The sequence below is a fragment of the Gilliamella sp. wkB308 genome, from assembly GCF_001690185.1.
GTDB lineage: Bacteria > Pseudomonadota > Gammaproteobacteria > Enterobacterales > Orbaceae > Gilliamella > Gilliamella apicola_I.
This window is the reverse complement of record NZ_LZGN01000034.1, coordinates 157,617-170,822: the sequence shown is the minus strand read 5'-3', so window position 1 is coordinate 170,822 and position 13,206 is coordinate 157,617. Positions and strand designations below refer to the sequence as shown.

Below are 13,206 nucleotides of genomic sequence, written 5' to 3'. Positions count from 1 at the left end.
CTAACATCATAACTTAAAAAGCGAGTATACAAATAATCATATCGATAAATAGTGCAGGGAAAATAAAAATTATGAATACTTATCCTTTATTTTCCGTTAAAATCTATAGATGTTTGCAAAATACAAGTTTGTTGGAGAAAAAATGAAAATAGCAAAAAATACAGTAGTCAGTTTAGCATATCAAGTTCGCACTAAAGACGGGGTTTTAGTTGACGAAGCAACAGAGATAGCACCTCTTGAATATTTACAAGGCGCTGGTAATTTATTAAAAGAGCTTGAAAATGCATTGGAAGGTCATCAAGTTGGTGATAAATTTGATGTTGAGCTTATCAATGCTTACGGTGATTTTAATGATGCACTGGTGCAAAATGTGCCACGTGATGTATTTGTCGGGGTTGATGAGCTTGAAGTTGGCATGCGCTTTTTTGCTGATACCGACCATGGTGCTCTACCGGTTGAAATTACTGCAATTGATGGGGATACTGTGACAATTGACGGAAATCACATGTTAGCAGGACAAGATTTAAAATTTAATGTTGAAGTGTTAGCTATTCGTGAAGCAACCGAAGAAGAAATTGCGCATGGACATATCCATGGTGAGCATGGTCACGAACATGGGCATGGTGGTTGTGGCTGTGGCGGACACGATCATGAAGATGAAGAAGATAGTGGTTGTTGTGGTGGCGGTCATGGAAGCTGCGGTTGCCATTAAGTCATCTTACTAATTGATAAAAAGCGCTTTATAGCGCTTTTTTTGTCATCATGTGAAATATTATTTATTTTTTTGCGAAACAATTCACACTTTTCTCAATTTTCAATTCTTTCAAGCCAATTTTCTAAGAATAATTAGTTTTTTTATGAGTGGAATATAAATAATATGCATCCTCAATGTCCAAAACTGATGCCGAGAGAAAAACTTTTACAATTTGGTGTTGAAATGCTAAGTGATGCAGAATTGCTTGCACTATTTTTACGTACAGGTACCCGAAAATTACCTGTTTTAGAACTAGCTCAAAATTTATTAAATGAATTTGGCTCATTTTATCATTTGATGAACGCCACTCATGAGCAGTTTTGTAAAAAACATGGATTAGGTACCGTTAAATATACTCAGCTCAAGGCTGTCGTTGAATTATCGCATCGATATTTGAAAGTAAAAATGACAAATGAAAATTATCTCACTTCTCCTTCGTTAACTCACCATTATTTAGCCAGTCGCTTAGCTAACAAGGATCGTGAAATCTTCATGGTCATTTTTTTGGATAATCAAAATCACGTCATTACATCTGAAGAAATGTTCATTGGTACTTATAACTGTGTAGAAGTTCATCCCAGAGAAGTTGCAAGAAAAGCATTACAATATAATGCTGCCTCTTTAATTTTAGCGCATAATCACCCATCAGGTTTAGCAGAACCAAGCCAAGCAGATCGGAATTTAACGCGTAAGTTGGATCAAGTTTGTGAATTAATCGATATCCGTATTATTGATCATATTGTAATTGGTAAAGGTGAATATGTCTCATTTGCTGAACGTGGATGGATTTAATGGATATTTTTACTTACAATAGAGGCTAATATTTAAAAAGTCTAACTGTGAAAATAATATGACCCAACAAATCGAATTATTAGAAACCAAAGTTGCGTTTCAAGAAATCACCATTGAAGAATTAAACCAAGCTGTAACTAACCTTCAAGCAGATGTCAGCAAACTAAAAGAACAATTAATGTTATTATCACAAAAACTACAAGCCACTCAAACTTCGAATATTGCAAACTTATCTGAGGAGACCCCACCACCACACTATTAATTATGTATACCTTTAGTGAGGTTATCAATAAATTAAAATACAAAGGTTAAGTCTATCTAATAGATTAATACTAGTAATTCGGTTGACTCACCTATAGTGATGATTACTGATCTCTAATCTAAAAACAAAAATATCGATATCTAAATCTATCTAACAATAAACTCGTTTTAAAATTCTTCTAAACTAATCATTTTTAAGGCTAGCCTTAAAGAAATATGCTGAAAATTGATTAAAAACATTTAATCAACTCAACTACAATAATAGAGATATTATAGATTTAGATACGATAAACTAATGGATAAAGAAGCCAAAGTTAAGTGATCGGTAAATTGATAGATATTATCAATAAAAAACCGGCATATAGCCGGCTTTTATATACAATGATTTAAAATCTTATTCAGCTGTTGCTTCTGCTTCTACTGCAGGGCGATCAACTAATTCAATATAAGCCATTGGAGCATTATCTCCGTCACGGAAACCACATTTCAAAATACGTACATAACCACCTGGACGGGTAGCAAAACGTGGGCCTAGATCTGAAAATAATTTTTTCACTGTATCTTTATCACGGATACGAGCAAAAGCCAAACGGCGATTAGCTACGCTATCGCTTTTGGCTAGCGTAATTAACGGTTCAACAACACGACGCAACTCTTTTGCTTTAGGCAATGTAGTTTTGATGATTTCATGTTCAACAAGTGAACTAGTCATGTTACGAAACATTGCTTGACGATGGCTGCTATTTCGGTTCAGTTGACGACCACTTTTACGATGGCGCATAACTTTATCCTTCTTATATAAATTTTATTTTAGTCTTCAACAATACTTGCTGGTGGCCAGTTCTCAAGACGCATGCCTAAAGACAAACCACGAGATGCGAGCACATCCTTAATTTCAGTAAGTGATTTCTTACCAAGATTAGGGGTTTTAAGTAGCTCAACTTCTGTACGTTGTACTAAATCACCAATATAATGAACTGCTTCTGCTTTTAAGCAATTAGCAGACCGAACAGTTAATTCGAGATCATCTACTGGACGTAGAAGAATCGGATCAAATTCCGGTTTATCTTCTTTAACTTCAGGTTGACGTACATCACGTAAATCAACGAAAGCTTCAAGTTGTTCAGCCAAAATAGTTGACGCACGACGAATAGCTTCTTCTGGATCGATAGTACCATTAGTTTCCATATCAATAACCAGTTTATCTAAATCGGTGCGTTGTTCCACACGAGCTGCATCGACAGAATAAGCGATACGCTCGACAGGACTATAACATGCATCAACTAATAAACGACCAATTGGTCGCTCTTCATCTTCTGACTTAACGCGAGCAGAAGCAGGGACATAACCACGTCCTCGTTGTACACGAATACGCATACTAATTGAAGCATTTGCATCAGTAAGATGACAAATCACTAAATCAGGATTAACAATTTCAACATCACCATCATGAGTGATATCAGATGCAGTTACCGCACCAATGCCTGATTTGTTTAAAGTCAGCATAACATCATCTTTGGTATGTACACGTACTGCTAATTTTTTCAAATTAAGCAAAATATCAAGTACATCTTCTTGAACGCCTTCTTTAGTACTGTACTCATGCAGAACACCGTCAATTTCAACTTCGGTTACTGCATATCCAGGCATTGATGATAATAAAATGCGGCGTAGTGCATTACCTAAAGTATGACCAAAACCACGCTCAAGTGGCTCTAAAGTCACTTTCGCATGAGTTTGAGTGTATTGAACAACATCAACTAGGTGAGGTTTTAAAAACTCTGTTACAGAACCCTGCATTATGTCCTCTCTTAAGTGCTAAACTTTACTTAGAGTAAAGTTCGACGATCAAATGTTCGTTGATGTCAGCAGATAAATCTGAACGTTCTGGTAAGCGTTTAAATACACCTTCCATTTTGCTAGCATCAACTTCTAACCATGTAGGTTTTTCACGTTGCTCAGCTAACTCTAAAGCAGCTTTAATACGTGCTTGTTTTTTTGATTTTTCGCGAACGCTGATCACATCTTCAGGTGAAACTTGATAAGATGCAATGTTCACAACATGACCATTAACAAGAACAGCTTTATGACTAACTAATTGACGAGCTTCAGCGCGAGTTGCACCAAATCCCATACGATAAACAACGTTATCTAAGCGACGTTCTAAAAGACCTAATAGGTTTTCACCTGTATTACCTTTAATACGTGCTGCATTTTTGTAGTAATTACGGAATTGACGTTCTAAAATTCCATAAATACGTCTAACTTTTTGTTTTTCGCGTAACTGAACACCATAATCTGATAAACGCGGTTTACGCGCACCATGTTGTCCAGGAGCTTGTTCTAACTTACATTTACTGTCAACCGCTCGAACACCAGATTTAAGGAATAAATCAGTACCTTCACGACGACTTAATTTGAGCTTTGGTCCCAAATATCTTGCCATTTTATTTCTCCAATAATCCTAAACATTCAATGTTTAATAAACATTAAACACGACGTTTCTTTGGTGGACGACAACCGTTATGAGGAATCGGAGTAACATCAGTAATATTAGTGATGCGATAACCCGCTGCATTTAATGCACGAATTGTTGACTCACGACCAGGACCAGGTCCTTTTACCATAACTTCCAGATTCTTAATTCCGTAATCTTTTACGGCTTCTGCACAACGTTCTGCTGCAACTTGAGCTGCAAACGGAGTTGACTTACGAGAGCCACGGAAACCAGAACCACCAGCGGTTGCCCAACCCAACGCATTACCTTGACGATCGGTAATAGTTACGATTGTATTGTTAAATGATGCATGAATATGAGCTACACCATCAGAAACTTGTTTTTTTACACGTTTACGTGTACGAACAGGTGTCTTTGCCATTTATTATCACCTCAATTATTTCTTGATTGGCTTACGCGGTCCCTTACGGGTACGAGCGTTAGTCTTAGTGCGTTGACCACGAACTGGAAGTCCACGACGATGACGGATGCCACGATAACAACCAAGGTCTAATAAACGCTTGATACTCATAGTTACTTCACGACGCAAATCACCTTCAACAGTAAATTTAGCGACTTGTTCACGTAACTTCTCAATCTGATCTTCAGATAGTTCTCTGATCTTAACATGTTCAGGAATACCTGCTTCAGCACAAATTGTCTTAGCACGAGTATTACCGATACCATAAATTGCTTGTAACGCAATTACAGCATGTTGCTGATCAGGAATGTTAATGCCTGCTATACGGGCCACTATGCACTCCTTTATTGTTAATGTTTAACAAACTCACCATACTGAAAAGCCCGTTTTCAGGATACTCAAACAGTAAGTCTGCAAATAAAATTTAGGCTGGCTATTCTAGCCAGCTTTACTATACTTTGGCAAGTAAAATATGCAAAAGTTCAACTTTTAGGCTAAATAAATTAACCTTGACGTTGCTTATGTTTACCTTCAACACAAATAACACGAACAATGCCATTGCGTTTAATGATTTTACAATTTCTGCATAATTTCTTGACTGAAGCACGAACTTTCATTTTTTTCTCCGTAACTTCTGGCTAACTTATCGGCCATAGCCTTTAAGGTTCGCTTTCTTTAACACTGACTCATAACGATTTGGCATCATTAAAGTCTGTACTTGTGCCATAAAATCCATGATTACAACAACCACAATTAATAAAGATGTTCCGCCAAATTGGACTGGAACTTTCATTGCACTTGTCATAAACATTGGTACCAAACATACAAAAGTAATGTAGATTGCGCCTATTAATGTTAAACGTGTCATTACTTTGTCAATATATTTAGATGTTTGCTCACCTGGGCGGATACCTGGAATAAATGCACCAGATTTTTTAAGCTGATCTGCTGTCTCTCTAGGGTTGAAAACCAACGCTGTATAGAAGAAACAAAAGAAGATAATCGCTGCCGCAAAAAAGATTATGTATAACGGTTGGTCATGAGAGAAATATTGACCAATAAGTACAAATACATATCTCCAGCCTTCACCATTTCCTTGAAACCAAGATGCCATCATAGATGGTAACATAATAATTGTTGAGGCAAATATCGCAGGAATAACGCCTGCCATATTAATTTTTAATGGTAAATGTGATGTTTGCGCTGCATAAACGCGACGCCCTTGTTGACGTTGGGCATAGTTAACTACGATTCGACGTTGACCACGCTCAACAAAAACAACAAAATAAGTCACACCTATCACTAAAGCTGCGACAACTAATAATAGAATCGGATTCAATTCACCAGAACGAGCTTGTTCAATTGTTTCATATATTGCATGAGGAAGACCCGCCACGATTCCAGAGAAAATAATGATTGAAATACCATTACCTACTCCACGTTCCGTGATCTGCTCACCAAGCCACATAAGAAACATAGTGCCAGTAACTAAACTAACCGATGCAATAAAATAGAAAGAAAATCCTGGATTAGTCACAACACGCTCATAACCAGGAATATTTGGTAAACCAGTCGCAATACCAACTGCTTGTACAATAGCTAAAGCCAATGTGCCATAACGAGTATACTGGCTAATTTTCTTACGACCTGATTCACCTTCTTTCTTCAATTCTGCCAATTTAGGGTTAATGGCCGTTAATAACTGCACAATAATAGATGCAGAAATATACGGCATTATCCCTAATGCAAAAATTGAAGCACGGCTTAAAGCACCACCAGAGAACATATTGAACATATCCACAATACCATTAGATGACGCTTGTGAAAGTATGTCCGATAACGCTTTAGTATCAATGCCAGGAACTGGAATATAAGAACCTAAACGAAAAACAATCAGTGCTAAAAGCACAAATAGTAAACGCTTCTTAAGTTCACCCCCACCACCACGGGCACTTTGAAAATCTAATCCTGGTTGCTTTGCCATCTTTCTAATTATTCCTCAATTTTTCCGCCAGCAGCTTCAATTGCAGCTTTAGCACCTTTCGTTACACGAATACCACGAACTGTTACTGGTTTTGTGACTTCACCAGATAACATGATTTTTGCGTATTCGATTTGTGAATTAATCACATTTGCAACTTTTAAGCTATTTAGGTCAACAACATCACCTTCAACTTTCATTAAATCTGAAAGGCGAACTTGTGCTGTAACTAGAGCTTTACGAGAAGTAAAACCAAATTTTGGTAATCGACGATATAAAGGCATTTGACCACCTTCAAAGCCACGACGAACGCCGCCACCTGAACGTGATTTTTGACCTTTGATACCACGGGTACCTGTTTTACCTAATCCAGAACCGATACCTCGGCCTAGACGTTTTGGTGCATGCTTTGAACCTTCAGCAGGAGATAAAGTATTTAAACGCATTACTATTACTCCTCAACTTTGACCATGTAATAAACTTGGTTTACCATACCACGAATAGCAGGAGTATCCTCGCGCTCAACAGTATGACCAATACGACGTAATCCTAGTCCGACTAACGTTGCTTTATGCTTCGGTATGCGTCCAATAGAACTACGAGTTTGTGTAATTTTAATTGTCTTTGCCATGGTTAATTACCCCAAAATTTCTTCGACGGTTTTACCACGCTTAGCAGCAACCATTTCTGGTGATTTCATATTTTCTAAGCCATCAATCGTTGCACGAACCACATTAATTGGGTTTGTTGAACCATATGCTTTAGCTAGAACGTTACGAACACCAGCAACTTCTAATACAGCACGCATTGCACCACCGGCGATAATACCAGTACCTTCTGATGCTGGTTGCATATAAACACGAGAACCTGTATGAGCACCTTTAACAGGATGCTGTAAAGTATCGTTATTTAGAGCAACGTTGATCATATTACGACGTGCTTTTTCCATTGCTTTTTGGATTGCTGCTGGCACTTCACGTGCTTTACCATATCCAAAACCTACGCGGCCATTACCGTCACCAACAACTGTTAGTGCAGAAAAACTAAAAATACGACCACCTTTTACGGTTTTAGAAACTCGGTTAACTGCGATTAGTTTTTCCTGCAGTTCACCAGCTTGTTTTTCGATGTTTGACATCTTTAACTCCTACCTTAGAACTGTAGGCCAGCTTCGCGAGCAGCATCTGCTAGCGCCTGAACTCGACCATGATATTGGAAACCCGAACGATCAAAAGAAACTTCTTTGATATCTTTCGCTAATGCTCGCTCTGCGATTGCTTTACCAACTGCAGCTGCTGCATCTTTGTTTCCGGTGTATTTTAAACTTTCACTGATAGCTTTTTCTAATGTAGAAGCAGCTGCCAGTACTTCTGATCCGTTTGGTGCGATAATCTGCGCATAAATATGACGCGGAGTACGGTGAACCACTAAGCGAGTTGCAAGTAGTTCATGCATCTTGCGACGCGCTTTAGTTGCACGACGGATACGAGCTGATTTCTTATCCATAGTGTTACCTTACTTTTTCTTAGCTTCTTTAGTACGCACAACTTCATCTGCGTAACGAACACCTTTACCTTTATAAGGTTCAGGACGACGATAAGCACGGATATCTGCTGCCACTTGTCCAATTAACTGTTTATCAGCACTTTTCAGTATGATTTCAGTTTGTGATGGACATTCTGCGGTCACACCAGCAGGTAATTGATGCTCAATTGGATGTGAATATCCAAGAGATAGACCAATAGCATTACCTTTAACTTGTGCACGATAACCGACACCAACTAGCTGAAGTTTTTTAGTAAAACCTTCAGTAACACCAATAACCATTGCATTAATCAACGCACGTGCAGTACCAGCTTGAGCCCAAGCATTCGCAAAGCCGTCACGAGGAGCAAATTTAATTTGACCTTCTTCTTGATTAATAACAACAGCATTATTAATTGTACGAGTTAACTCGCCATTTTTACCTTTAATCGTAATTACCTGACCATTGAGTTTTACCTCTACGCCAGCAGGAACAACGACAGGTGCTTTTGCAACACGAGACATTTTTTTCTCCCTTACGCTACGTAGCAGATAATTTCACCACCAAGACCTGCTTGGCGTGCTGCTCGATCAGTCATAACACCTTTAGAAGTAGAAACAACTGCGATACCTAATCCAGCCATAACTTTTGGCAATTCATCTTTACGTTTATAAATACGTAAACCTGGACGGCTAACACGTTTAATACTTTCTACTACAGCCTTACCTTGGAAATATTTTAATGAAATTTCCAATTCTGGCTTAGTGTCACCAACAACTTTATAGTCCCCGATGTAACCTTCTTCTTTTAGCACATTGGCAATTGCCACTTTTAGCTTAGAGGAAGGCATGGTGACTGCAACTTTATTCGCAGCTTGACCGTTACGAATACGGGTCAACATATCTGCTATAGGATCTTGCATGCTCATCTATAACACTCCCCTGATTACCAACTTGCCTTTTTAAGACCAGGAATCTCACCACGCATGGCTGATTCACGAACCTTAATACGGCTTAAACCAAACTTACGAAGGACGCCATGAGGACGACCGGTTTGACGACAACGACGACGTTGACGTGATGGACTAGAATCACGAGGAAGCGTTTGCAATTTAAGCACTGCATTCCAACGATCTTCATCTGATGCATTAAGATCAGAGATAATCGCTTTTAATTCTTGACGCTTTGCAAAATATTTTTCTGCTAGCTTTACGCGTTTCTTATCGCGTTCAATCATTGATTGTTTAGCCATTATGCCCTACCTTACTTACGAAATGGGAAGTTAAAGGCAGATAATAAAGCTCGGCCTTCTTCATCTGATTGTGCACTTGTTGTGATAGTAATATCTAAACCACGAACACGATCAACTTTATCATAATCGATTTCAGGGAAAACGATTTGTTCACGAACACCCATGCTATAGTTACCACGACCATCGAAAGATTTTGCGCTTAAACCGCGGAAATCTCGAGTACGAGGTAGAGCAATATAAACTAGACGTTCAAAAAATTCCCACATACGTTCGCCACGTAAAGTGACTTTACAACCAATAGGATACCCTTGACGGATTTTAAAACCAGCAACTGATTTGCGTGCTTTTGTGACTAGTGGTTTTTGACCACTGATTGCTGCTAAATCTGCAACCGCATTATCTAATAATTTCTTATCAGTAATTGCTTCACCCACACCCATATTCAAGGTGATCTTTTCGATCCGAGGGACTTGCATGACAGATTTGTAGCCAAACTGTTCTTGCAGTTTATTTACTACCTGTGCTTTGTAGTAATCATGCAGTTTCGCCATCGTACACTCCAAATTACTTAATTAATTAATTCATTAGTAGACTTATAAAAACGGACTTTTTTGCCATTTTCAATTCTAAAGCCTACGCGATCTGCTTTGCCTGTAGCTGGGTTAAAAATTGCCACATTAGAAACATTAATAGCTGCTTCTTTTTCAACAATTCCACCTTCTTGATTTAATGCAGGTACGGGTTTTTGGTGTTTTTTCACCAAATTAATACCTTCAACAATCACTTTGCCTGTAGACAAAACGCTTTTTACTTTACCGCGTTTACCTTTATCTTTACCGGTTAACACGATAACTTCATCTTCTCGACGGATTTTCGCTGCCATTACCCGCTCCTTACAGTACTTCTGGTGCTAATGAAATGATCTTCATAAACTTCTCAGAACGAAGTTCACGAGTGACCGGTCCAAAAATACGCGTACCAATCGGTTGCTCACTGTTATTATTTAAAATAACACAAGCATTGCGATCGAAACGAATGACAGATCCATCAGGACGACGAACACCTTTTCTAGTGCGCACGACAACAGCTTTAAGTACATCACCTTTTTTTACTTTACCACGTGGAATTGCTTCTTTAATGGTAACCTTGATGATATCACCAACCGCTGCATAACGACGGTGCGATCCACCGAGAACCTTGATACACATTACACTACGTGCGCCAGAGTTATCGGCAACATCTAGCCTAGTCTGTTCTTGGATCATTTTAATGCTCCGTATAAATAAATTATTGTCTAATCTACCTTCATCCACCTCAACTACCATGGATAAGAATAGACAACCAAAAACCCACATATGTGAGGGCGCATAGTATAACACCACTCAAATAAAATGGATAGCATAAAATAAACGGCTGCATTTAGCCGTTTATTATATTATGTACAGTTTTTAATCGATTAGATTAACTAACTGCTTTTTCTACGATTCGAACAAGAGTCCAAGATTTGGTTTTTGATAATGGACGACACTCTTTAATTTCTACAGTATCACCAATACCACACTCGTTGTTTTCATCATGTACATGCAATTTAGTCGTACGTTTAATGAACTTACCATATAACGGATGCTTCACTTTACGTTCAATAGCTACAGTAATAGATTTATCCATTTTGTCGCTAATAACACGACCTTGCTGAGTACGAATTTTTACTTCAGTAGTCATATTACGCACCCGCCTTTTCAGTTAATAACGTTTTAACTCGTGCAATATTACGACGCACTTGTTTTAACATATGAGTCTGTGTTAACTGACCTCCAGCTAATTGCATACGTAAGTTAAATTGCTCACGTAATAAATTAAGAAGTTCAGTATTTAACTCTTCAACGCTTTTTTCGCGTAGCTCTTTTGCTTTCATTTACATCACCGTCTTAATCACAAAGGTGGTTTTAATTGGCAGTTTTGCAGCTGCCAACGCAAATGCTTCACGAGCAACTTCTTCCGGTACTCCGTCCATTTCATAAAGGACTTTACCTGGTTGAATCTGAGCAACCCAGTATTCAACGTTACCCTTACCTTTACCCATACGCACTTCAAGTGGTTTTTCAGTAATTGGTTTATCAGGGAAAACTCGAATCCAGATTTTACCTTGACGCTTAACTGCACGAGTCATTGCACGACGTGCTGCTTCGATCTGGCGCGCAGTCAAACGACCACGACCCACAGCCTTAAGACCGAATGTACCGAAACTTACGTCAGTACTCACAGCTAGACCACGATTGCGGCCCTTGTGCACTTTACGGAATTTTGTACGCTTTGGTTGTAACATCAGCGACGCTCCTTATTGTTTTCGGCCTTTGCGCTGCTTTTTCGGTTGAGCAGCAGGTTGTTTTTCTGCTTGTTCAACGGCAGCCATACCACCAAGGATCTCACCTTTGAAGATCCACACTTTAACACCAATAATACCATAGGTAGTTAATGCTTCAGACACTCCGTAGTCGATGTCAGCTCGTAGTGTATGTAGAGGTACACGACCTTCACGATACCACTCTGAGCGAGCAATTTCAGCGCCGCCTAAACGACCACTTACTTCAACTTTGATACCTTTAGCACCCGCTTTCATTGCGTTTTGTACCGCACGTTTCATTGCACGACGGAACATAACACGGCGTTCTAACTGAGAAGTAATGCTGTCAGCAACTAATTTTGCATCAAGTTCAGGTTTACGAACTTCAGCAATATTAATTTGTACTGCAACATCACGTTTTTCTCTTTTGTCTTTATACTTATTGACAATAGAAGCTACGGCATTACGTAATTTTTCAACGTCCTCACCTTTTTTACCAATCACGATACCTGGACGAGCAGTGTGAATAGTAATGCGAACGTTAGTTTCTGCTGAACGGTCGATTACAATTTTAGAGATTGACGCTTGTGCTAATTCTTTGTTTAAGAATTCACGCACTCTAAAATCACTTTCTAAATTATCAGCGAATGTCTTTGTACCCGAATACCATGTAGATGTCCAAGGCTTGACAATGCCTAATCGGATACCATTTGGATTTACTTTTTGACCCATTGCTATTCTCCAGCCTAGCGATCTGAGACGATCACGGTGATGTGACTCGTACGCTTCAAAATTCGATCTGCACGACCTTTCGCACGAGGCATAATACGCTTCATGGTTGGGCCTTCGTCTACGAAAATTTTCGCAACTTTTAGATCATCAATATCAGCACCATCGTTATGCTCTGCATTAGCAATAGCAGACTCTAATACTTTTTTAACAAGTACAGCCGCTTTTTTATTGGTGTACGTTAAAATATCAAGTGCCTGAGACACTTTTTTACCGCGAACAAGATCTGCAACTAAGCGAACTTTTTGTGCAGAAGAACGAGCGTGGCGGTACTTTGCAATTGTTTCCATCTCTTTCTCCTACTTATTTCTTCTTAGCTTTCTTATCCGCAGCGTGACCGCGATAAGTACGAGTCGGCGCGAATTCACCCAATTTATGACCAACCATTTCGTCGGTAACATAAACTGGAACGTGCTGACGACCATTATGGACAGCGATGGTCAAACCGATCATGTTAGGAAAGATCGTTGAACGACGGGACCAAGTACGAATTGGTTTCTTGTCCCCGCTTTCCACCGCTTTCTCTACCTTCTTCAGCAAGTGTAGGTCAATAAAAGGACCCTTCTTGAGAGAACGTGGCATAGCTAATCC

General features: G+C 39.0%; 26 protein-coding genes. 3 read left to right on the top strand and 23 right to left on the bottom strand.

Annotated features, from left to right (window positions below; all coding sequences use genetic code 11):
- Nucleotides 1-142: 142 nt before the first annotated feature.
- The 3 genes from slyD (at nt 143) to A9G10_RS05490 (ending at nt 1,808) form a co-directional block, all read left to right on the top strand.
- Entirely contained in the window at nt 143-712 is a 570-nt protein-coding gene (slyD, locus tag A9G10_RS05500; RefSeq protein WP_065558596.1) for a peptidylprolyl isomerase, read from the top strand.
- Between the two features lie 165 nt (nt 713-877).
- A complete protein-coding gene (gene radC, locus A9G10_RS05495) occupies nt 878-1,546 on the top strand; it encodes a RadC family protein (protein WP_065558595.1) in 669 nt (222 codons plus the stop codon).
- Nucleotides 1,547-1,604: 58 nt separating this feature from the next.
- Nucleotides 1,605-1,808: a SlyX family protein gene (locus A9G10_RS05490; protein ID WP_065558594.1), complete on the top strand. Its 204-nt coding sequence runs from the start codon at nt 1,605-1,607 to the stop codon at nt 1,806-1,808.
- A gap of 393 nt (nt 1,809-2,201) precedes the next feature.
- On the opposite strand, the gene rplQ is transcribed toward A9G10_RS05490, so the two are convergent.
- The 23 genes from rplQ to rpsS form a co-directional block, all read right to left on the bottom strand.
- On the bottom strand, nt 2,202-2,588 hold the full coding sequence (gene rplQ, locus A9G10_RS05485) for a 50S ribosomal protein L17 (protein WP_065558593.1): 387 nt from the start codon (nt 2,586-2,588) through the stop codon (nt 2,202-2,204).
- Between the two features lie 29 nt (nt 2,589-2,617).
- Nucleotides 2,618-3,607 (bottom strand): DNA-directed RNA polymerase subunit alpha, encoded by a 990-nt coding sequence (locus tag A9G10_RS05480; RefSeq protein WP_065558592.1) that lies wholly within the window; start codon nt 3,605-3,607, stop codon nt 2,618-2,620.
- A 25-nt stretch (nt 3,608-3,632) separates the two neighbouring features.
- The gene (rpsD, locus tag A9G10_RS05475) at nt 3,633-4,253 is read right to left on the bottom strand and encodes a 30S ribosomal protein S4 (RefSeq protein WP_065558591.1); all 621 of its coding nucleotides are present in this window, start codon (nt 4,251-4,253) and stop codon (nt 3,633-3,635) included.
- A gap of 43 nt (nt 4,254-4,296) precedes the next feature.
- Nucleotides 4,297-4,686, bottom strand: a complete 390-nt coding sequence (gene rpsK, locus A9G10_RS05470) for a 30S ribosomal protein S11 (protein ID WP_034948028.1) — start codon at nt 4,684-4,686, stop codon at nt 4,297-4,299.
- Nucleotides 4,687-4,701: 15 nt separating this feature from the next.
- A complete protein-coding gene (gene rpsM, locus A9G10_RS05465; protein ID WP_065558590.1) occupies nt 4,702-5,058 on the bottom strand; it encodes a 30S ribosomal protein S13 in 357 nt (118 codons plus the stop codon).
- 170 nt (nt 5,059-5,228) lie between these two features.
- Nucleotides 5,229-5,342, bottom strand: a complete 114-nt coding sequence (rpmJ, locus tag A9G10_RS05460) for a 50S ribosomal protein L36 (RefSeq protein WP_025314403.1) — start codon at nt 5,340-5,342, stop codon at nt 5,229-5,231.
- Nucleotides 5,343-5,368: 26 nt separating this feature from the next.
- Nucleotides 5,369-6,709 carry a preprotein translocase subunit SecY gene (gene secY / locus A9G10_RS05455; RefSeq protein WP_065558589.1) on the bottom strand — a complete coding sequence of 447 codons (1,341 nt, stop codon included), beginning with the start codon at nt 6,707-6,709 and terminating at the stop codon, nt 5,369-5,371.
- A gap of 8 nt (nt 6,710-6,717) precedes the next feature.
- Complete coding sequence (rplO, locus tag A9G10_RS05450; protein WP_065558588.1) at nt 6,718-7,152, bottom strand: 50S ribosomal protein L15; 435 nt, start codon at nt 7,150-7,152, stop codon at nt 6,718-6,720.
- 5 nt (nt 7,153-7,157) lie between these two features.
- Nucleotides 7,158-7,337: a 50S ribosomal protein L30 gene (rpmD, locus tag A9G10_RS05445; RefSeq protein WP_065558587.1), complete on the bottom strand. Its 180-nt coding sequence runs from the start codon at nt 7,335-7,337 to the stop codon at nt 7,158-7,160.
- 6 nt (nt 7,338-7,343) lie between these two features.
- Nucleotides 7,344-7,844 carry a 30S ribosomal protein S5 gene (gene rpsE / locus A9G10_RS05440; protein WP_025314399.1) on the bottom strand — a complete coding sequence of 167 codons (501 nt, stop codon included), beginning with the start codon at nt 7,842-7,844 and terminating at the stop codon, nt 7,344-7,346.
- Nucleotides 7,845-7,858: 14 nt separating this feature from the next.
- The gene (rplR, locus tag A9G10_RS05435) at nt 7,859-8,212 is read right to left on the bottom strand and encodes a 50S ribosomal protein L18 (RefSeq protein WP_025314398.1); all 354 of its coding nucleotides are present in this window, start codon (nt 8,210-8,212) and stop codon (nt 7,859-7,861) included.
- Between the two features lie 9 nt (nt 8,213-8,221).
- On the bottom strand, nt 8,222-8,755 hold the full coding sequence (gene rplF / locus A9G10_RS05430) for a 50S ribosomal protein L6 (RefSeq protein ID WP_065558586.1): 534 nt from the start codon (nt 8,753-8,755) through the stop codon (nt 8,222-8,224).
- 11 nt (nt 8,756-8,766) lie between these two features.
- A complete protein-coding gene (rpsH, locus tag A9G10_RS05425; protein ID WP_065558585.1) occupies nt 8,767-9,159 on the bottom strand; it encodes a 30S ribosomal protein S8 in 393 nt (130 codons plus the stop codon).
- Between the two features lie 17 nt (nt 9,160-9,176).
- Nucleotides 9,177-9,482, bottom strand: coding sequence for a 30S ribosomal protein S14 (gene rpsN / locus A9G10_RS05420; protein ID WP_025314395.1), 306 nt, complete (start codon nt 9,480-9,482; stop codon nt 9,177-9,179).
- Nucleotides 9,483-9,493: 11 nt separating this feature from the next.
- Entirely contained in the window at nt 9,494-10,033 is a 540-nt protein-coding gene (gene rplE, locus A9G10_RS05415) for a 50S ribosomal protein L5 (RefSeq protein WP_065558584.1), read from the bottom strand.
- A gap of 17 nt (nt 10,034-10,050) precedes the next feature.
- Nucleotides 10,051-10,365 carry a 50S ribosomal protein L24 gene (rplX, locus tag A9G10_RS05410; RefSeq protein ID WP_065558583.1) on the bottom strand — a complete coding sequence of 105 codons (315 nt, stop codon included), beginning with the start codon at nt 10,363-10,365 and terminating at the stop codon, nt 10,051-10,053.
- Between the two features lie 10 nt (nt 10,366-10,375).
- Nucleotides 10,376-10,747, bottom strand: coding sequence for a 50S ribosomal protein L14 (gene rplN / locus A9G10_RS05405; RefSeq protein WP_025314392.1), 372 nt, complete (start codon nt 10,745-10,747; stop codon nt 10,376-10,378).
- 196 nt (nt 10,748-10,943) lie between these two features.
- Nucleotides 10,944-11,204: a 30S ribosomal protein S17 gene (gene rpsQ, locus A9G10_RS05400; protein ID WP_025314391.1), complete on the bottom strand. Its 261-nt coding sequence runs from the start codon at nt 11,202-11,204 to the stop codon at nt 10,944-10,946.
- Between the two features lies 1 nt (nt 11,205).
- A complete protein-coding gene (gene rpmC, locus A9G10_RS05395) occupies nt 11,206-11,397 on the bottom strand; it encodes a 50S ribosomal protein L29 (RefSeq protein ID WP_034902373.1) in 192 nt (63 codons plus the stop codon).
- A complete protein-coding gene (gene rplP, locus A9G10_RS05390) occupies nt 11,398-11,808 on the bottom strand; it encodes a 50S ribosomal protein L16 (RefSeq protein WP_025314389.1) in 411 nt (136 codons plus the stop codon).
- A 12-nt stretch (nt 11,809-11,820) separates the two neighbouring features.
- Nucleotides 11,821-12,558 (bottom strand): 30S ribosomal protein S3, encoded by a 738-nt coding sequence (gene rpsC / locus A9G10_RS05385; RefSeq protein WP_065558582.1) that lies wholly within the window; start codon nt 12,556-12,558, stop codon nt 11,821-11,823.
- Nucleotides 12,559-12,572: 14 nt separating this feature from the next.
- Nucleotides 12,573-12,905, bottom strand: coding sequence for a 50S ribosomal protein L22 (gene rplV, locus A9G10_RS05380; RefSeq protein ID WP_034884235.1), 333 nt, complete (start codon nt 12,903-12,905; stop codon nt 12,573-12,575).
- Nucleotides 12,906-12,918: 13 nt separating this feature from the next.
- Nucleotides 12,919-13,197, bottom strand: a complete 279-nt coding sequence (gene rpsS / locus A9G10_RS05375) for a 30S ribosomal protein S19 (RefSeq protein WP_065558581.1) — start codon at nt 13,195-13,197, stop codon at nt 12,919-12,921.
- Between the last annotated feature and the right edge of the window lie 9 nt (nt 13,198-13,206).